21 protein-coding genes are annotated in these 18585 nt (G+C 38.3%); 7 read left to right on the top strand and 14 right to left on the bottom strand.

What is annotated here, in order from left to right; translation table 11 throughout:
* Window positions 1-16: 16 nt before the first annotated feature.
* Entirely contained in the window at window positions 17-223 is a 207-nt protein-coding gene (gene copZ, locus F7984_RS01200; RefSeq protein WP_139892872.1) for a copper chaperone CopZ, read from the bottom strand.
* A 12-nt stretch (window positions 224-235) separates the two neighbouring features.
* Window positions 236-571: a metal-sensitive transcriptional regulator gene (locus F7984_RS01195; RefSeq protein WP_066102506.1), complete on the bottom strand. Its 336-nt coding sequence runs from the start codon at window positions 569-571 to the stop codon at window positions 236-238.
* Between the two features lie 181 nt (window positions 572-752).
* Between F7984_RS01195 and F7984_RS01190 the strand changes: the two genes are divergently transcribed.
* Window positions 753-1361 carry a histidine phosphatase family protein gene (locus F7984_RS01190; protein WP_175354241.1) on the top strand — a complete coding sequence of 203 codons (609 nt, stop codon included), beginning with the start codon at window positions 753-755 and terminating at the stop codon, window positions 1359-1361.
* A 164-nt stretch (window positions 1362-1525) separates the two neighbouring features.
* On the opposite strand, the gene F7984_RS01185 is transcribed toward F7984_RS01190, so the two are convergent.
* Window positions 1526-2335 (bottom strand): AAC(3) family N-acetyltransferase, encoded by an 810-nt coding sequence (locus F7984_RS01185; RefSeq protein ID WP_066102509.1) that lies wholly within the window; start codon window positions 2333-2335, stop codon window positions 1526-1528.
* A 68-nt stretch (window positions 2336-2403) separates the two neighbouring features.
* Window positions 2404-3303 (bottom strand): diacylglycerol/lipid kinase family protein, encoded by a 900-nt coding sequence (locus F7984_RS01180; RefSeq protein ID WP_225983639.1) that lies wholly within the window; start codon window positions 3301-3303, stop codon window positions 2404-2406.
* 146 nt (window positions 3304-3449) lie between these two features.
* Here F7984_RS01180 and rraA point away from each other — a divergent pair, with 146 nt between their 5' ends.
* Together rraA and F7984_RS01170 are read left to right on the top strand one after the other, a co-directional pair.
* Window positions 3450-3935, top strand: coding sequence for a ribonuclease E activity regulator RraA (gene rraA, locus F7984_RS01175; RefSeq protein WP_140462289.1), 486 nt, complete (start codon window positions 3450-3452; stop codon window positions 3933-3935).
* Between the two features lie 522 nt (window positions 3936-4457).
* Entirely contained in the window at window positions 4458-5756 is a 1299-nt protein-coding gene (locus F7984_RS01170) for a hemolysin family protein (RefSeq protein ID WP_066102677.1), read from the top strand.
* Between the two features lie 273 nt (window positions 5757-6029).
* Here the strand turns inward: F7984_RS01170 and F7984_RS01165 are convergent, their stop codons facing one another.
* Both F7984_RS01165 and F7984_RS01160 read right to left on the bottom strand, forming a co-directional pair.
* Entirely contained in the window at window positions 6030-6326 is a 297-nt protein-coding gene (locus F7984_RS01165; RefSeq protein ID WP_066102518.1) for a rhodanese-like domain-containing protein, read from the bottom strand.
* 88 nt (window positions 6327-6414) lie between these two features.
* Window positions 6415-6669 carry a metal-sensitive transcriptional regulator gene (locus F7984_RS01160; protein WP_066102520.1) on the bottom strand — a complete coding sequence of 85 codons (255 nt, stop codon included), beginning with the start codon at window positions 6667-6669 and terminating at the stop codon, window positions 6415-6417.
* Window positions 6670-6932: 263 nt separating this feature from the next.
* Here F7984_RS01160 and F7984_RS01155 point away from each other — a divergent pair, with 263 nt between their 5' ends.
* The 3 genes from F7984_RS01155 to F7984_RS01145 are packed head-to-tail and all read left to right on the top strand — an operon-like array spanning window position 6933 to window position 9159.
* On the top strand, window positions 6933-7721 hold the full coding sequence (locus tag F7984_RS01155) for a transporter substrate-binding domain-containing protein (protein WP_066102523.1): 789 nt from the start codon (window positions 6933-6935) through the stop codon (window positions 7719-7721).
* A gap of 16 nt (window positions 7722-7737) precedes the next feature.
* Window positions 7738-8400 carry an amino acid ABC transporter permease gene (locus tag F7984_RS01150; protein WP_066102526.1) on the top strand — a complete coding sequence of 221 codons (663 nt, stop codon included), beginning with the start codon at window positions 7738-7740 and terminating at the stop codon, window positions 8398-8400.
* A gap of 18 nt (window positions 8401-8418) precedes the next feature.
* Window positions 8419-9159 carry an amino acid ABC transporter ATP-binding protein gene (locus F7984_RS01145; protein WP_140462290.1) on the top strand — a complete coding sequence of 247 codons (741 nt, stop codon included), beginning with the start codon at window positions 8419-8421 and terminating at the stop codon, window positions 9157-9159.
* Between the two features lie 548 nt (window positions 9160-9707).
* On the opposite strand, the gene F7984_RS01140 is transcribed toward F7984_RS01145, so the two are convergent.
* From F7984_RS01140 to F7984_RS01110, 7 genes are all read right to left on the bottom strand, one after another.
* Window positions 9708-10250: an REP-associated tyrosine transposase gene (locus F7984_RS01140; RefSeq protein WP_066102534.1), complete on the bottom strand. Its 543-nt coding sequence runs from the start codon at window positions 10248-10250 to the stop codon at window positions 9708-9710.
* 197 nt (window positions 10251-10447) lie between these two features.
* A complete protein-coding gene (locus tag F7984_RS01135; RefSeq protein ID WP_139892865.1) occupies window positions 10448-11521 on the bottom strand; it encodes an ABC transporter substrate-binding protein in 1074 nt (357 codons plus the stop codon).
* Entirely contained in the window at window positions 11518-12318 is an 801-nt protein-coding gene (locus F7984_RS01130; protein ID WP_066102542.1) for an ABC transporter permease, read from the bottom strand. The genes F7984_RS01135 and F7984_RS01130 overlap by 4 nt, the downstream gene beginning before the upstream one ends.
* A 10-nt stretch (window positions 12319-12328) precedes the next feature.
* Complete coding sequence (locus F7984_RS01125) at window positions 12329-13120, bottom strand: ABC transporter permease (RefSeq protein ID WP_066102545.1); 792 nt, start codon at window positions 13118-13120, stop codon at window positions 12329-12331.
* A complete protein-coding gene (locus F7984_RS01120; protein ID WP_066102548.1) occupies window positions 13110-14216 on the bottom strand; it encodes an ABC transporter ATP-binding protein in 1107 nt (368 codons plus the stop codon). The genes F7984_RS01125 and F7984_RS01120 overlap by 11 nt, the downstream gene beginning before the upstream one ends.
* A 28-nt stretch (window positions 14217-14244) precedes the next feature.
* Window positions 14245-14787, bottom strand: a complete 543-nt coding sequence (locus F7984_RS01115) for a helix-turn-helix domain-containing protein (protein ID WP_066102679.1) — start codon at window positions 14785-14787, stop codon at window positions 14245-14247.
* Window positions 14788-14998: 211 nt separating this feature from the next.
* Window positions 14999-15751 carry a MerR family transcriptional regulator gene (locus F7984_RS01110; protein ID WP_139892864.1) on the bottom strand — a complete coding sequence of 251 codons (753 nt, stop codon included), beginning with the start codon at window positions 15749-15751 and terminating at the stop codon, window positions 14999-15001.
* Window positions 15752-15925: 174 nt separating this feature from the next.
* On the opposite strand from F7984_RS01110, the gene F7984_RS01105 reads away from it, so the two are divergent.
* Window positions 15926-16255 (top strand): four-helix bundle copper-binding protein, encoded by a 330-nt coding sequence (locus tag F7984_RS01105; RefSeq protein ID WP_140462291.1) that lies wholly within the window; start codon window positions 15926-15928, stop codon window positions 16253-16255.
* A 79-nt stretch (window positions 16256-16334) separates the two neighbouring features.
* Here the strand turns inward: F7984_RS01105 and gshAB are convergent, their stop codons facing one another.
* A complete protein-coding gene (gene gshAB / locus F7984_RS01100) occupies window positions 16335-18569 on the bottom strand; it encodes a bifunctional glutamate--cysteine ligase GshA/glutathione synthetase GshB (protein ID WP_140462292.1) in 2235 nt (744 codons plus the stop codon).
* Window positions 18570-18585: the final 16 nt, after the last annotated feature.

The following is an 18585-nucleotide window of genomic DNA, read 5'->3' as shown; positions in this document are numbered from 1 at the left end:
TCATTCTAATCACATATTAATCGACATCATATCCTTGTTCATCAATAGATTCTTTAATTGTTTCTAGATTAACCATTGCCGGGTCATATTGGACTTCCACTTTTCCCGTATCCAATGTAACCTTCACAGAACTAACTCCGTTTAACTCACTTACACTGCCTTCGACTGCTTTCACACAATGCCCGCAGGACATACCTTTTACATTTAAGATCGTTGTTTCCATTTTAAATTCCTCCTATTTTTTCATTAATTTTTGTATGGTAATTAATACTTCATCGAGTACTTCCATATCACCCTGTTGAATTCTTTCTGCCACACATGATTTCATATGGCCTTCAAGCATCAACTTTCCAACAGCATTCAGGGCTGATTGTGTAGCTGCAATCTGGGTTATAATATCATCGCAATATACATCCTTTTCAATCATGCCTTTAATCCCTCTAATCTGCCCTTCAACCCTATTTAAACGACTGATCAAATTTTTTTTTACGTTATCAGAATGATGGCTTTTTCGTTCTTGGTCATGATGGCAATGATTACCCATATCTTCAGTAATCTCTATCTCGCTCATAGTGACCTCCCTCCCGTTTTTCTATTATTAAATATACTATACCCCCCTATAGTATATTCTTCAACGTTTATCACTTATGATCGATCTTTTTAAAATTAGACTGACAATCCATTGTTTTTCTATCCAACCTTGATTGCGTTATACTTATGATTATTCACAAATTGCAAAGGAGACATGTACGTTGCTAACAATCTACTTAACTAGACATGGACTTACAGAATGGAATGTCAATCGTATTATGCAAGGCTGGGGAAATGGCGAACTGACTGAAAAAGGTATTAATGATGCAAAAGCTCTTGGAAAGAGGCTTGCTGATGTAAAACTTGATAAAGTGTACAGCAGTACATCAAAACGTGCTTATGAAACAGCTCAATATATCATCGGTGATCGTGAGATTAGCCTGATTAAGGAAGATGACTTACGTGAAATGCATTTTGGAGATTGGGACGGGCGCATTAGAGATGAGATTGAGGCAGAATTTCCTGAGGAATTTAAAATCTTTTGGGAAACGCCACATTTATTTGAGACAGAAACAGGTGAAACCTTTAATCAGCTCAAGAAAAGAGCTGTCGATGTGTTCGAAAGAATTATAAACGAAAACCCTTCCGGTACCATCCTTATTGTGACCCATTCTATTTTCCTGCGTGTTCTGCTTACGCATATTAAAAACACACCACTTTCAGATGTCTTTAAAGCGACACCCCCAGGGAATACAAGTTTAACGAAGCTTGAATTTCATGATGGTAAAATGGAACTTTTATTCGAAAATGATATGCAGCACGTAGAATAAATAATCCAAGAGGCTTTCCCATAGTCAAGTTATTGGGAAAGCCTCTTTTTGTACAGGATAGATGTGGAGATCAGTGAGGATGTTTAATCAAGCCGGAGACAGCCACCAAGTAAAAAAGACATGGCAAATAAAAGACTCTCATTCTTGGGTAATCAACTATAAAGCTAAACCTTCGCCTTCGCTTCATTTTTAAAAAATTCTACTGCATAATCAACTGCCTCGCAAAAGGAAAATAACTTGGAATCAGCACTGCCGATTTTACCTTTCCTAACAGAGTACTGTTGTTCGAAAGCATTTCCGATTGTATCAAATTCAGTATCATCATATTCAATATCCGTATACTCCACCCATTTCCGCTCTCCATCTACAAAAATGGGAGTACCTTTTTGGATTACTTCCCTGGTACCAGATCGATACTCTGCCAGATGAAAGCAGGTGTTCGTTTCATAGCTCGTTCCGATAAACAGGACATGAGCATCTAAATCATAGAGTTTTCTTAGTGGAGATCCTTCACCCAATCCATTTTCCAATTGATGATTGGCAAGGATTTCACCATTACGCTTACCCCATGCAGTAAACGAAACATTTGGATGGTTGCTTCTTAAAACACCTGGATATGTACGAAATAGCTCTGCAATTTTCCCCATGCCATATGTAGGTGTAATAGCAGGTTCAAAAGCTGGCATTGTATTTCTCACGGTTTCCCACCACTCCCAAGGGATTGGTGGGTTCAACCATTCAGCCGGATCCGACAAATCCGCAGATTGAGCCGGCATGATAATGGCTCCTTCTTCTGTAACAGTATCCATCAATGCCTGAATAATGGCAACAGCCCCTCCATTCACCCATCCAACTGATGATAGCGAGGAATGAACAAGGACATTCATACCTCTTTTTAACCCCAATTCGCGCATGTCAGTACGTAGCACCTCTCTTGTACGGGGAAATGGTGTATTTTCTATCAACTTAGACATAGACTCACTTCCGATTCTGGCTTTTCTACCATTTTAAAGGAAAAGAAGTACTTTGTAACCCCAAGGTACTAATAACCCTTAATCATGTGTATATGATGCTTTAGGATTTCCAAAGTTGCTGGAGTTTCCAAATAAATTTCGCCATCTGTGTCCGCGTCCAGCACTTCTTCTGTTTCAATTGACAATGATTTGGTCTGCAAATGAAACAGCCTCGTTTCAGCATCATTTAGGTTTATATCAGGAGAATTAAGTGAAAATAAATCAAGAAACGCACCAAATGATGATTCTTTCACTACTAATACATCAAATAATCCATCATCCATATTAATGGATGGCAGAGGGATTTGATTAGATCCAATGAATTTCCCATTCAGCACCATGATCATGACTGCCTCATCTTCATACTCACCTTGATCAGTCTTCATTTTATAATGAAATGTCTCTGCCTCTTTCACCGTTCGTAATGCACTAATAAAGTAACTCATTTTCCCCATTAATCTCTTTTGGTTTTCATCAATATTGCTTGATGTATGGGTGATTAGCCCGATCCCCCAAAAATTAAGAAAGTAGTGGTCATCATTAACTTTTCCTACATCTACCGGAACTTGTTGGCCACTCATGATTGTCTCTGCCGCTTTTTTTAGATTTTGCGGGATATTAAGCATTCTGCTGAAATCATTACATGTACCACCCGGCAAAATAGCTAAAACAGGCCTCTTATCCAGAGCAGCAAGCCCATTGACAGCTTCATGTACCGTTCCATCTCCACCAAGGATAATAACAAGGTCATATTCTTCCCCAAGCTTAAGACAGATTTTTTTGGTTTCACCTGCCTCTTCCGTTTGCACCACTTTTAATTCTTTCGTTTCAGTACTAATTACAGGGAGTACGGCGGCAAGTGCCCGATCTGTTTCTGTCTGACCGGCAGAACCATTGTAAATAAATAGTACCTTATTAAACATACTCATTATTTTTTCTCCTTATCTTCAGAAAACTTGTATCTCTTATATTCCCATGAAGCCGGTATTTAGAAACATTCATCTCTTAATAAATGGAAAATTTACAGAAAATTCAATATAATTAACTTGCAACTAAATTTTGAAAGGATGTTTCCATGAAAACGGCTGATTTATGTGATGAGTACGCTGACAGGTTAAGTCTATGTAAAACCCCTTTCTATTCTTATGGTAAGAAAAAGGAATTTCAGGGCGAAATACGAACCGTTGAGGTATATGAAGACAATTCAATGGTAAAAGAAAGCTTGGAAACGATTGAGACTGGAACTATTTTAGTTGTAGATGGTGGGGGCTCTCTAAATTGTGCATTATTGGGTGACCAGTTGGCAGCCATTGCAGCTGAGAGAAAAATAAACGGAATCATTATTAATGGCTGTGTCCGGGATTCAGCTGACTTGGCCCATATAGAAGTTGGAATAAAAGCGATTGGAACATGCCCATTTAAAAGTAAAAAGAGAGGCGAAGGTACAAAAGGCGGAACACTATCATTCGGAAACGTAGAATGGACTCCTGGACAATTTGTGTATGCTGATGATGATGGGATTATTATTTCAGAAAAACCATTGGAATCCAAGTCGGGATAAATATATCTCAGCTTTTTTGATGAGTCGAAAGTCATTATTTCCACTTAAAACGAACACTTGTTCTTATTGTTACTAAATGTATGCTATAATGAACTAGCAAAAGTCACTTCCATTAAGCAGACACCAACCATCCGAAATGGAGTGATGTCCCATGTCAATCTTTGAGACATTTATGGTAACAGCTTTGCCACCTTACTTCTAACAGTAATCACGATAAATAATAAAAAATAGACCTCACTGCTCTAAAAAGATAGTGAGGCCTAAAAAAATCAATACTCGTCTCCGTTAAGGAGTGGCTTTTGCAGAATCATGAATGCCCACCATTCATGATTCTTTCTATTTAAAGAGTATCATAAAGATTGAGCAAAGTCACTTACAGGAGTATCCTGTTTATATGTGTATTTTTTCCCATATGTCGCAAAAAAGTTTAAACCCGTTCCTGATGGTGAAGAAATATACAAAGGGATATTTGTCAGGAGGTGAATCTTTACTCCGGACGGGTAAAGAGATTGAATGGAGACGATGGACATAGTTAATATAGTTTTACTTTTATTTTTATTGGTGAGTACGATGTTCTTTGTGGCATCAGAGTTTGCCATTGTTAAGGTCCGTGCGACCAGAATAGATCAGCTTGTTGCAGAAGGAAATCGAAAAGCAATGGCAGCCAAGAGGGTCGTAACACATTTAGATGAATATTTGTCAGCGACACAACTTGGGATTACGATTACATCATTAGGGATCGGTTGGCTTGGGGAGCCCACCGTTAAACATCTCATTGATCCCCTATTTGAAAAATTGCACATCCAGGATTCTGTAGCAAGTATTATTTCCTTTGTGATTGCATTTTCTATTATTACCTTTTTACATGTTGTAGTGGGAGAATTGGCGCCTAAATCCGTTGCGATTCAAAAAGCAGAAACGATTACAATGAATTTCGCACGGCCGCTTATTATGTTTTATAGAGTGATGTTTCCGATTATATGGGCATTGAACCATTCTGCCCGATTTATCACAAGCCTATTTGGCATTAAACCGGCTAGCGAAGGAGACATTGCCCATTCTGAAGAAGAGTTGCGGATGATTCTGACTGACAGTTATAAAAAGGGAGAAATCAATCAATCTGAATTTAAATATGTAAACAATATCTTTGAATTTGATGATCGGATTGCCAGAGAAATCATGGTGCCTCGAACAGAAATTCAAACGTTTCAAAAGGATGATATTTTAGAAGATATTGTTGCTTCTTTAAATAATGAACAATATACGCGCTATCCCGTTACAGATGGAGATAAAGATACGATTATTGGATTTGTGAATGTTAAAGAATTACTAACAGCCAGTCTTAGAAGCGGTTTGAAAACAGATATGCCAATCCGTGATTATGTTAAACCACTTATCACGGTAATTGAAACGATTCCTATTCACGATTTACTTGTGAAAATGCAGAAGGAACGCATACACATAGCCGTGTTACTTGATGAGTACGGCGGTACTTCCGGTATTGTTACGGTTGAGGATATTCTTGAAGAAATCGTTGGGGAAATCCGCGATGAGTTCGATACAGATGAGCTACCAGAGATTCGTAGAATAGGTGACTATCATTATATTCTAGATGCAAAAATGCTATTGTCTGAGATTGAGGATTTGCTTGGAATACAAATGGACTATCCGGATGTAGATACATTAGGCGGTTGGTTTTTAACTCATAAAATCGATGCAGCCATTGGGGATACATTGGAAGAGGATGGATTCATCTTTACTGTAGAGGATGCTGAAGATCACCATCTTTTATATATTGAAGTGAAAAAAGCATCCGAGTAAATAATAAAAGGAGCATACACACTGAATGGTTGTATGCTTATTGCTAGAATAGTAAGTTAGTATTATGAACCCATTTTTATTAAGATTTTGTTGATTACATTTGGATTTTCCTATTATGTAGGAGCAAAGAATTTAATTGGATCCAGTAAACTGATATGGACATCAATAAAAAACATTAGGATTCTATTAATTCACCTGAACTCAATTAATTTCAAAAAAATGATTGCAAAAAAGACGAGAATGGGATAGACCCCAAGTTCTCGTCTTTTCTTATTATTCAGTTTTCCCTTCCCACTCTAGCATGCCACCATTCATATTGGTCACATCGTATCCTTCAGATTCAAGGAACTGAACAGCTCTGGCGCTTCTTCCTCCTGCATGGCAAACAACTATATATTCTTTTGATTTATCTAACTCATTCATCCGAAATTCAAGCAGGCCTAATGGAATATTAACCGCTGTTGGAATTTTCCCGTTACGTACTTCATCTACTTCACGAACATCAATAATATTTAAGGACTGCCCTTCAGCTAGTTTTGCTTCCACTTCTTGTGGCTCAATTGTTTTCATCGTACTGATTCCGCCTCCTTTAAGATTTCAACGTAACATTACCCCTATAGGTATATCAAATTTTATTAAAAAAAGCCAACCGAAACTCTCAGCGACTTTTGACCAACAGATGCACTGCTTCATTCACTAACTTTTCCTTCTCTACATCTTCCGCATTTTTTACGCACTCAATAAGGTTACTGCTGACAATGACTCCAATTGTCTTGTCTACTGCAGACCTTACCGCAGATAACTGAGTCACGACTTCTTTGCAATCTTTTCCATCCTCCATCATTTTAAGTATCCCGCGTAATTGACCTTCCATCCTCTTAATACGGTTTTTGACTTTATCATCATATTCCATCTGAAAATCACTCCTTAAGTTATTCAAATCTATATCAGCGATAAATTCATCTTTCAGCTTCTTCTTTATACTATTTATTCCCTATTAATTAGTATCAGTATACCTGAAAATCTCAGCGTATTCTATGATGACATACAGGTCCTTCTTCTTACTATTTGCTATTCCAATAAAGTTGTTTTTTAGTATTTTGGTTAATTACTGGCATTAATGGGTATTTAGTTAGAAAGCAAGCTCTATTGACACTGAAAGGAGATTCAACTGGAATGAAAAAAAATATTCTTCCGTTTATCTTTCTACTCCTTCTGCTAGGTTCCTTGACTGCCTGTGCAGAAAAGGAGCAAATGGCAAGCGGGGCAGAATTGATTAATAACGATCAATTCGTTTTCACCGCTTCCGGGGAATTTAAGCCCTTCAGCTATATGAACGATGATATGACAATGACTGGCTTTGATATTGAAGTTGGGGAAGCCATCGCTAAACAATTGGGGCTTGAGCCTGTCCAAAAACAAATGAAATTCAAGGGAATTGTTGAAGGTGTAAAAACTGGGAGAGCTGATGCCGCAGTGGCCAGCCATACCATTAATGAGGCACGTTCAAAATTCGTCCTCTTTTCCACTCCCTACTACTATTCAGGACCACAAATTTTCACCCGTCCAGACAGTGATATCAAGACAGTTGAAGATTTAAAAGGGAAAGAAGTTGCAGCCGCCAAAGGATCTACATATGCAGACACTGCGAGCAGATATACATCTGATATTAAAACATACGATAGTGATGTGACTGCACTCAAGGCATTAAGCAATGGCCGACATGATGCTGTCATTACCGATTTTGTCACTGGGAAAACCGCTGCCAAAGAAGGCTTCAAAATTGTTGGACAACAGCTGATTGAACGAAGTGAGCAAGCTATAGTGCTTCCACAGGATAATCCAAAACTTCTTGAAGAGGTTAATAAAGCACTTGAGGAACTGCGCAAAAACGGTACTCTATCAAAAATTAGTATGAAATACTTTGGCGAAGATATTACTCAAAAACCAGATAATAAAGAATGAAAGGGAGCTGTTACGATTGCAAGATTTATCACACTTTTTTCAAACATTAGTTGATACCCGCGGGGTATTCTTCGATGCACTTCTGTTAACTCTTGAATTGACTGTCGTCTCCATCATAATCGGAATTATAATAGGACTATTTGTAGCTTTACTTAAAATCTCGAAAATTAAATTGCTCGGTTACATTTCTGATGCTTATATATATCTTGTTCGCGGAACCCCGTTAATTGTCCAAATTTTCATTCTTTATTTTGGGTTCAGCGGCATCTTTCTTATACCGGATTTCTGGGCAGCATCATTGGCTCTCGCCTTTCATAACGGGGCCTATATTGCTGAGATTTTCCGGGGAACAATTCAATCCATTGATAAAGGACAAATGGAGGCTGGCCGCTCGCTTGGTATGACACGCGGACTCGCCATGCGCCGAATCATTTTCCCTCAAGCCTTACGAAGAGCCCTCCCGCCACTCGGTAACCAATTTATTATCGGTCTAAAGGATTCTTCTCTCGCTGCTTTCATCTCATTGAATGAGCTGTTTAATGTGGCGACCACTCTCGGATCCAATAATTTTGACGAGATGACCTATTTACTCATTGTTGCTGTCTACTATCTAATATTGGTTGCTGTGTTAACACTGGGTCTTCGAGCACTTGAAAAAAGAATGGCAATTAGCGATTAGTAAGAGGGGGAAACAAAAATGAATGAATTACGAGAAATGATAAAAGTCGAAAATCTGAATAAATCCTTTGGAGATCTGCATGTATTAAAAGATATTAGTTTGACTGTCTATGAAAGCGATGTTGTCTGTTTACTTGGTTCAAGCGGATCTGGTAAAAGTACATTGCTGCGCTGCTTAAATTATCTTGAAAAAAAGGATAGCGGCTCCATCATTATTGAAGGTGAACAAATCGAAACAACAACCCATAATATTAATGAAGTACGCCAAAAAATCGGGATGGTCTTTCAGCACTTTAACCTCTTTCCTCATAAGACTGTACTGGAAAATATAATTGAAGCACCTATTATGGTAAAGAAAATAGCCAAAGATACAGCTAAACAAGAAGCATTAGAGCTATTAAAAAAGGTTGGCCTTGATGACAAGTCAGATGTTTACCCAAATAAACTATCCGGTGGACAAAAGCAACGTGTAGCCATCGCCCGTGCCCTGGCGATGAAACCTGATATCATGCTATTCGATGAACCAACCTCTGCCCTGGATCCAGAGCTGGTTGGTGAAGTATTGACCACCATGAAGGAACTCGCCCAGGATGGAATGACGATGGTTATTGTCACTCACGAAATGGGCTTTGCACGCGAAGTTGCTGACCAAATCCTCTTTATGCACGAAGGAAACATCCTGGAAAAAGGCACTCCTGAGCAAATATTTGAAAATCCTAAAGAAGAACGGACACGAGAGTTCTTTGGAAGTCAGTTATAATATCCCTAACTATGTTGAACCCTCCATCAATGGGAGGGTTTTTTTACGTATTTTAGCTTCGTCATGGACTTCAACTACCTATCACCCGCCTTTACCCCGGTATAGCTGGTCCATAGGTGCCTCATAGCTCGGGGATAGGTGCTTCCCTCTGGACTTCAACCGCCTTTCACCCTCCTTTACCCCGGTATAGCTGGTTCATAGGTACCTCATAGCTTGGGGATAGGTGCTTCCCTCTGGACTTCAACCGCCTTTCACCCTCCTTTACCCCGGTATAGCCGGTCCATAGGTGCCTCATAGCTCGGGGATAGGTCCTTTCCTCTGGACTTCAACCACCTTTCATCCACCTTTACCCCGGTATAGCCGGTCCATATGTGCCTCATAGCTCGGCTAGAGCTCAGCTTTCCCCCGGACTTCACCTGCCTTTCACCCACCTTCCACATAATATAGGGAACTTTTTATGACTGCATAAAGGTGGACCAGAAATGCTCATATGCTCTTCCACAAAAAAAGTGCTCAATGAATGAGCAATTTTTAGTCTATGACAACCATTATGATTGTTTTTCAATGAATTTTTTATATAATTCTTTTGAATTATTTGGATAAAAAGAATAGGTAGTATCCGTTTCGATTAGTGGATGATTGCGAGGTGAGTGATTGGAGAATGTGGCATAGCTGCTCCACTGATAATCCTGAGGGTTTGTAACCAATCCTGCCACAACAGGATTTATATGGATATATTTACTGACATTTAAAAAATCATTTGAGCTATCAACGATTCTGAAATAGTAACTTGCTTGAAATACATGCCCCTGAGATTTGTAGGTATGGTTAAAATACATGGCATATCTTTGTTGAATGGTTTGCATGATTTTGCTTAAAGGAGAATTGGAGGTTTCTAAGAGAAGGTGAAAGTGGTTGTTCATAAGGCAGTACGCATGGAGTTTAAAATCATATTTACTATGGGCTTCAGCAAGAATAATCATGAATCTATGCTTATCGATCATATTATGGAATATTGGCTCCTTTCTAACCCCTCTATTGGTAATGTGATAAATTGAAGTTATTTCAAATTGATTCAGAGTGTTGGACAAGTATTTTTCCTCCTTAATAAGTTAATACATTACTCTTTCGTTCATGGCTGGCAAAATTCCTTTTGGATTGTGAAAAATATAACATAATTTTACGTCCCTCTTTTACATTCTGGTTTGCTGGCTACTTCAAGAAAATCATTTCTTTAGATAAACAGAAAAACCGACCCCACCCCCAGGTGAAATCGGTTTTCAAAGTGTCATTTTTTATGCATTTTAAATTCAAGGAAAAGTTCATTATAATGCGCGAGCATCTTTTTGCCGAGATTATCGTAGACCTCAAGTCGGTCTGTTAGCTCAGCAGGTGGATAGAAGCGTTCATCCCCTGAAACTTCTTCTCCTAAAATTTCTAACGCTGCATTATTTGGTGTGGAATAGCCTACATAGTCTGCGTTTTGAGCAGCATTTTCAGGATCCAGCATGAAGTTAATGAATTGGTGTGCTCCGTCCACATTTTTGGATGTTTTCGGAATAACCATATTATCAAACCAGAGATTAGAGCCTTCTTCCGGCACTACATAATCAATGTTTTCATTATCCCACATAATATCAGCTGCATCACCGGACCAAACCAGCCCGACTGCTGCCTCCTCCTGAGCGAGAAGCATTTTGATCTCATCACCCACGATTGCTTTAATGTTCGGAGTTAATGTATCTAATTTATCCTTAGCTTCCTGCAAATGCTCTTCATTCGTGTCATTTAATGAATAATGAAGGCTATTCAATCCCATTCCAATGACTTCACGAGCACCATCAACAAGCAAGATTTTATTTTCTAATTCTTCGTCCCATAAATCATTCCAGCTTTTGAATTCTTTATTCGGAAGGAGCTTTGTATTATAAGCAATTCCGACTGTTCCCCAAAAATATGGAATGGAATACTTATTTCCCTTATCAAAGGAAAGGTCTAGGAAGCGAGAATCAATGTGCTTTAAATTTGGTATTTTATCGTGATCTATTTCAATCAACAGGTTTTCTTCCTTCATTTTGCTGATTGCATATTCTGAAGGAACAGCTACATCATAGGACGTACCGCCCTGTTCGATTTTCGTCATCATCGCTTCGTTTGAATCGAAGGTTTGGTATATGACTTTAATGCCTGTTTCCTCTTCAAATTTTTCAATTAAATCCGTATCGATATAATCTCCCCAGTTGTAAACCGTTAAGGTATTATCTCCGGCATATCCTTCATGTGCATTTAATCGATTGATCAAATATAAAAGGCCGAATGATACAACCAAAATCAGAATCAGGGTACGGGTTAGCTTGCTCATTCCTTAACCCCCATTCGCGGCTTGGTGCTTCTTTGTGTAATAAAGTAATATCCAATAACCAATAAAATTGTAAATAAGAATAGCAAGGTTGATAATGCATTAATCGTTAACGATATACCTTGACGAGCCATGGAGTAGATTTCTACGGATAGTGTGGAGAATCCATTCCCTGTCACGAAGAAGGTTACGGCAAAATCATCCAGTGAATAGGTCAATGCCATAAAGAAACCAGCAAAAATACCGGATGTGATGTAAGGCAGAATAACCTTTGTCAGCACATTCCACTGGCTCGCCCCCAAGTCACGAGCCGCATCGATCAATGTCGGGCTCATTTCCTGAAGTTTAGGCAATACCATAATTACAACAATCGGAACACTGAAAGCAATATGGGATAAAAGAACGGACATAAAGCCAAGTTTAATCCCAATAATGGTGAACATAATTAAGAAGGAAGCACCAATAATGACATCAGGGCTTACAATCAAAACATTGTTCAAGGAAAGTAATGTATTTTTCGTCCTTCTCTTGCGTACCTCATGTATGGCCAGTGCTCCAAAAACACCAATCACTGTAGAAATTGTAGCTGAAAGCAGAGCAATAACCAGTGTATTCAACACAATAATAAGCAATCGCGTATCGGCGAATACTTCTTTATACCATTGCAGCGTAAAACCATCAAAGCCATGCATTTTTCCGCCGCTGTTAAATGAATAGAACATCAGATAGAAAATTGGTGCATAAAGGATGGCAAACACTAAGATTAGATATAGATTTGATAGCTTAAATTTCTTTTTCATTGTCCATCCCTCACTTTCTTCTGCCTGTCAGAATCATGATTAATGCCATTGCGATAATTAGGAATACCGCTATCGTAGCTCCCATTCCCCAATCTTGCGTAACGAGAAAATGCTGTTCAATTGCTGTTCCCAATGTAATCACTCGGTTACCTGCAATCAAACGAGTAATCATAAACAATGACAGGGCTGGGATAAAGACAGCCTGTGCACCTGATTTCACTCCGTCGAGTGTCAGAGGGAAAATGACACGGCGGAAAGTCATCCATTTGGATGCTCCAAGATCACTGGCTGCATCTACATAGGATTGGTTCATTTCCTCTAGCGCATTGTAAATTGGCAATAGCATAAACGGTATAAATATATAGGTAGAAACAAAGATGAAACTAAAATCAGTAAATAGAATTTGCTTTGTTCCTATTCCAAAAACCTCTAAAAAGGCGTTGGCAGCACCATATGTGCCAAAAATACCAATAAAGGCATATGCTTTTAAAAGTAGATTAATCCAGGTTGGTAAGATAATTAATAAGAGCCATAATTGCTTATGCTTTGTTTTCGTTAATAAAAATGCCGTTGGGTATGCAATTAATAAAGAAATAACTGTAACTAAGAAAGCATACCAAAACGAACTTAATGTCATTTTCAAATAGACTGGTGTAAAGAAGTTGCTGTAATTATCCAACGTGAATTGGCCGTCAATCCCAATAAAGGAGTAATAGACAACCAGGATAATCGGGAATACAACAAACAATGCAATCCAAATAGAGTATGGAATCAGATAGAGAGTTTTCGCTTTATTCTTCATGGCCGGCCTCATTATATGCTTCTAAGCGTTTATCGAATTCTTCTTCCGTTTCCCCCGGCAGCATGACATGAATGGCTTCTTCATCAAAACTCAACCCAATTTCTTCCCCAACAACCGCTTTTTTCGTAGAGTGTACTAGCCACTCATTACCTGCTTCATCAAAACAGCAAATTTCATAGTGAACACCACGGAATAATTGGGAATCAACGCGTACCTGCATTTTTCCTTGTTCGAGTGTAGTAATCTCTAAATCCTCAGGACGGATTACCACTTCTACAGACTCATTTTCTCTGAAACCGCCGTCTACGCAGTCAAAACGTTTATCTGCAAATTCTACTATATAGTCGGCAATCATTCTACCGGGAACAATATTGGATTCTCCGATAAAGTCTGCGACGAATCGGTTAACAGGCTCATCATAGATATCAGTTGGCGTACCGCTTTGCTGAATTCTGCCTTTGTTCAAAACAAAAATCTCATCACTCATCGCCAATGCTTCTTCTTGGTCATGCGTAACAAAGATGAAGGTAATACCAAGGCGGCGTTGAAGCTCACGCAATTCATATTGCATTTCAGTACGAAGCTTTAAATCGAGCGCCGATAAAGGTTCATCAAGTAAGATTACTTCCGGTTCGTTTACAATCGCACGGGCAATGGCTACACGTTGACGCTGTCCACCGGACATTTCTTTAATTTCACGGTTTTCATAACCAGCCAGGTTAACAAAGCGTAATGCTTCTGTCACTTTCTTGGCAATGTCTGCATTTTTCATTTTTTTAATGCGTAAACCAAATGCAACATTTTCAAATACATTTAGATGTGGAAATAGGGCGTAATCCTGGAATACTGTATTTACCTGGCGCTCATTGGCCGGGACATTATTTATTAATTTACCGTTAAAGTAAATCTTTCCTTCAGAGGGCTGCATAAATCCGGCAATTAAGCGGAGAATCGTCGTTTTTCCGCAACCTGATGGTCCTAAGAGTGTATAGAATTTCCCTCTTTCAATTTCAAAGCTAACATCATTTAATACCGCTGGATCGTCATCATATTGCTTCGTGACGTTCTCAAAACGAATAATTGTATGATCATTCATGTTCATTACTCCTTCTTGTGGATATTAATTATAGATAAGAATCCGTCGCTACAAGCAATAATTCTGAAATCCCGTTGAAATCATTAATTATCTGATGTTCTTCGGTTGCGTTAAAATAAATTGCTTCTCCTGCCTTGGCAAAGTATGTCCTTCTGCCGAGTGTTATCATGATTCTCCCTTTTAATACATAGCCAAATGTCTCTGAAAGTGAGGGCTCAAATTTTTTGAACTCTCCCTTTTCCTGCAATGTAAGCAATATGGGTTCCATTTCTTTTTCATTTGATTCTGGAACAAGCCATTGGATTTGATAACCCCGATCTTCATCTATAAAATCTGTCGTATCATTTTTTCCGTATACTACTTTTTGTTCACGTTCTTCCTCATCAAAAAATTGCTTTGGGGTACAGCCGAGAACCTCGAGTATATCGAAGAATGTTTCGATAGATGGTGAACTGAGACCTCTTTCAAGTTGTGAAATATACCCTTTACTTAAATCTGTTCTTTCACCAAGTTCTTCTTGAGTCAGACCTTTTTTTAATCTTAAATTTTTAATTTTGCTTCCGATTTCCATTAACATGGTATGACCTCAATTTCGTTTATTATAAGTAAACTCTAACTAGAGAAAGTTTATTATTATCAAACTTAATGTTTACTACCAAACTCAGATTATTATACAACATTTTTAGGAAACATCAACAAAAATATATAGCAAAATAAGATTTTTAAATTTTATAAAAAATAGGTGCCTATCTTTTCAGGCACCTATACGTCATTCTATTTAATTAGCGGCAATAGATTTGAATAGCATCATGTAAATATCGGGCAAGCCCCGGCTTTGTACTATCGATATTATCAGTAAAACGTTTGTCAGAAATATACATCTCGCCAAGCCCTTTAAATATTTCCGGTGTGCAATTATAAAAATGTTTACAAATATGCATTCGCCATTCATGGACGATTTGTTGAACCTCACTATCCGCAGGATCCCGGTCCATTAATTCAGCTAAAGACTGATAAATTTGTTGTCTTTCTATTTCAATTGCCTTCCAATCATCTGCTTGATAGCCATTTGTTTTTTGCTGGGATTGGCGAAATGCCTCCGTGTCTGCATACTTTTCCTTAACTTCTTTTTCATACTTTTTTAGATGTGCTTCAACTCTACTCATATCAAATGGCTCGAACATATCCTGCCTTGACATTTTCCTTCCTCCTTTAATTGCCTGGGCGGTCTGATCTATGGATTGAATAATTTTCTCCAGCCGCTTCTGCTTTTCCTCCAGAACCTTTTTATGTTTCATCAAGGAATCCAAGTGGTCAAATTGGGGATCATCCAGAATAGCTTTGATCTTATTTAGCGGTAAGTCCATTTCTTTAAAAAATAATATTTGCTGAAGGCGTGCTAAATTTCCCTCATTATATAAACGATATCCATTCTCCTCAATATGAGCTGGTTTTAACAGATCAATTTCATCATAATAATGTAAAGTTCTAACACTGACTCCAGCAAGCTCGGAGACTTCCTTTATCTTATACACCTCTCTCACCCCTCCCTTCCTATATCGTAAATGATGACGTAACGTTAGAGTCAAAGCATTTTAGATATTTTAATGAGATTAGCGAACGTCAACATCCATATTGAGTTTATTCCCTTCCAGCAAGGGAATGTGAATAGATAGGGATATAACCATTTTTAATGAGGAGGTTTTTTTATGAATAAAGACATGTACCAAGTCTGTATAGATGCCTGTATTGAATGTATAGATGCTTGTAATGTATGTTTCGATGCTTGCTTAGAAGAGGATTATATGAAGATGATGGCAGATTGCATCCGCCTGGATCGAGAATGCGCGGACATTTGTGCATTGGCGGTTAAATCAATGCAATCTAACAGTCCTTTTGCAAAAGAAATCTGTAATCTTTGTGCAGTGATTTGTAAAGCTTGCGGCGAGGAATGTCAAAAGCACGATCATGACCATTGCCAAAAATGTGCCGGGGCTTGCTTCAAATGCGCTGATGCTTGTCTCAGCATGACTGCCTAAATCAATATGGCAGGAGTTTATTTTCTTATATTTAGCAAAAGGCCGCAACAGATATTACTAAACCTGTTGCGGCCGCTTTTTACTTCCCAAAAAGTAATTGAAGAATTCGCTCCCCTGCTCTTCTATTTTCTCCTTTGTAAGGATAACAATGAATATGGATCGCAGGATTAAAATTAAGTTCGATAATTCCATAATTTTGTTCACTGACATTGGCAGTCGGATCATCAATCATCATATCGACTCCACAGATTGTAGCACCAGCAGCTTTTGCAGCTTGAATGGCCAATTCCTTATAGCTCCCTGATATAGCATCAGTAAGATCTAGACTATCCCCGCCAGTGCTGATATTAGAATTCTCTCTTAAATAAACAAGCTCTCCTTCCGCCGGGATATAATCGAAATCCTTTCCCTGTCCCTTTAGGAAAAGTGCTTCACTTTCCCCTAACTGAATCTTCTCCAAGGGTGTTTTATAGCCCTTTCCCCGTAAAGGATCTTTATTTTTCGCTGTAACCAATTCAGCAATACTGGATTGTCCATCACCTTTCACATTGGCTGGGACACGATGAAGGATCCCTGTCACTTCATCTCCCATTACAAGAAACCGATATTCCTTTCCACTGAGGAATTCCTCAACCAACACAGTACGATCATGAAGAAAAGCCATCCCTAATGCTTTTTCATAGTCCTCTTTTGAAAATGAATCTTTGAAAATCGTAATTCCCAAACCAAAATTTGTTGATTTCGGCTTGATTACAATTTGCTTGGCCTTATATTTCTCATAATCCATAACTGCTTCCTCTAGAGATTGATAAGCCCCTCCATTCGGAACTCTCATCCCAGCATTTCGAAGAATCTTCTTCGTAACAAGCTTATTCTCCATAACCAAAACAGTACTGTATGAATCGAGCGATGTTTTGGTCGCCTGCTTCACATACTCTGTTTTCTTCCCATCAGATAAAGCAATAAAGTTTTCATCTCGATCAACAATCTCGATTCCTATTCCTCTTTTAATAGCATCTTTAATTAAAATTTGCGTTGAAAGCTCCATATCCTCATATCCCAATAAAGTGAATGAATGTTTTTCACTTTCGTGTAAATAATCAAAAGAATGTTTCATATGAAACAATTCGTAGGATGACTGCTTTATACCTTCCTTTATTCTTGCTGCATAAGAGAGTTCCGGATCAATTAGCATATTTTCAACTTCGACCAGTATATGGATGTATTTATCAGCTAGAGATAATTCTCGTGCCATTTCCTTCATTTCAGCTATGATGGATAAATAATTCAAATCGGTCTTTTCCTCTTCTTCAAGCAGAAGCATATACAAAATAAATAAGTGAATGAAATAGAGATTCTCTTTACTTGTACCGATTTTAAACAGAGGGTTCAAATCTAACAACCGAATCTCAATATATTGAATCCCTTTATCTAAAAGACCTTGCAGGGGATCTTCACCAGCACCTGCCTTCAAGCGGAGCGTATGATAATATTCTTTTGCGCTCAACAATTCATGTTTCTGAATCAAATTGTGAATATCCTCAACATATTCTTCAACTGATTGATAGGAAACCTGGTAGTCCTTTCGATTTTTATAACCACATACGCTGTTTCTAAATGAATGAACTTGAGGGAGATAATAACTTCCTTGATTTAATTGCTCTGCCCTTAAGACGCAGTCTTGGTTATAAGTATTATGAAACACTGGACTGGCCCCAGTCACATCAACCAATAAATCTCGATAGCGGTTAAAATTACGGCTGATTTTTAAATAAATATCATTTTTAAACTCTTTATATGTTTTATGGCTGGATTGTTCATCATACAATACGTGCAATAGTTCGTCAGAGAACGAGAAATTGTAATGGATACCGCTTATTAATTGCTTTTTTCTTCCGTATTTCTGTGCAAGTTTATATCGGTACTCGGTCTCCTGATCGTTTTCCAGCTTGGCGATTGGAATCAAGCATTCATCGGGAAGAATAGGAGGATTACTGCCTGGCCATAAGTATTCTCCTTGCTTAGATAATTCTAAACTCACAATATCATGTATATTTTCCAGAAACTCAAACGCCTCATCAATCGTCGGGAACACCGGAGTCACCATCTCTATCTGAGACTCAGAAAAGTCGGTTGTAATGTACGGGTGCTTTGCTCTGTCACCGAATGAAGACGGGTGTGGTGTTAAAGCTAATGTCCCATTTTTATGAACCCTATTATTTTCTTTTTCAAGGCCAAAATTTCCCCTAAACAATGTTTCCGATAGGTGTTTTTCTTTCATGAGCTTTAGAAGTCTATGGTCTATATTTGTCATATATGTACTCTCCTTA

Source organism: Pradoshia sp. D12 (assembly GCF_008935075.1).
GTDB lineage: Bacteria > Bacillota > Bacilli > Bacillales > Pradoshiaceae > Pradoshia.
This window is presented reverse-complemented; position numbering and strand designations above follow the sequence as displayed.

Bases quoted from the DNA above. Each gene is read 5' to 3' on its own strand.
- copZ (WP_139892872.1), bottom strand. From the start codon at position 223: ATGGAAACAACGATCTTAAATGTAAAAGGTATGTCCTGCGGGCATTGT.
- F7984_RS01195 (WP_066102506.1), bottom strand. From the start codon at position 571: ATGAGCGAGATAGAGATTACTGAAGATATGGGTAATCATTGCCATCAT.
- F7984_RS01185 (WP_066102509.1), bottom strand. From the start codon at position 2,335: ATGTCTAAGTTGATAGAAAATACACCATTTCCCCGTACAAGAGAGGTG.
- F7984_RS01180 (WP_225983639.1), bottom strand. From the start codon at position 3,303: ATGAGTATGTTTAATAAGGTACTATTTATTTACAATGGTTCTGCCGGT.
- rraA (WP_140462289.1), top strand. From the start codon at position 3,450: ATGAAAACGGCTGATTTATGTGATGAGTACGCTGACAGGTTAAGTCTA.
- F7984_RS01170 (WP_066102677.1), top strand. From the start codon at position 4,458: ATGGACATAGTTAATATAGTTTTACTTTTATTTTTATTGGTGAGTACG.
- F7984_RS01165 (WP_066102518.1), bottom strand. From the start codon at position 6,326: ATGAAAACAATTGAGCCACAAGAAGTGGAAGCAAAACTAGCTGAAGGG.
- F7984_RS01160 (WP_066102520.1), bottom strand. From the start codon at position 6,669: ATGGAATATGATGATAAAGTCAAAAACCGTATTAAGAGGATGGAAGGT.
- F7984_RS01155 (WP_066102523.1), top strand. From the start codon at position 6,933: ATGAAAAAAAATATTCTTCCGTTTATCTTTCTACTCCTTCTGCTAGGT.
- F7984_RS01145 (WP_140462290.1), top strand. From the start codon at position 8,419: ATGAATGAATTACGAGAAATGATAAAAGTCGAAAATCTGAATAAATCC.
- F7984_RS01135 (WP_139892865.1), bottom strand. From the start codon at position 11,521: ATGAGCAAGCTAACCCGTACCCTGATTCTGATTTTGGTTGTATCATTC.
- F7984_RS01130 (WP_066102542.1), bottom strand. From the start codon at position 12,318: ATGAAAAAGAAATTTAAGCTATCAAATCTATATCTAATCTTAGTGTTT.
- F7984_RS01125 (WP_066102545.1), bottom strand. From the start codon at position 13,120: ATGAAGAATAAAGCGAAAACTCTCTATCTGATTCCATACTCTATTTGG.
- F7984_RS01120 (WP_066102548.1), bottom strand. From the start codon at position 14,216: ATGAATGATCATACAATTATTCGTTTTGAGAACGTCACGAAGCAATAT.
- F7984_RS01115 (WP_066102679.1), bottom strand. From the start codon at position 14,787: ATGGAAATCGGAAGCAAAATTAAAAATTTAAGATTAAAAAAAGGTCTG.
- F7984_RS01105 (WP_140462291.1), top strand. From the start codon at position 15,926: ATGAATAAAGACATGTACCAAGTCTGTATAGATGCCTGTATTGAATGT.
- gshAB (WP_140462292.1), bottom strand. From the start codon at position 18,569: ATGACAAATATAGACCATAGACTTCTAAAGCTCATGAAAGAAAAACAC.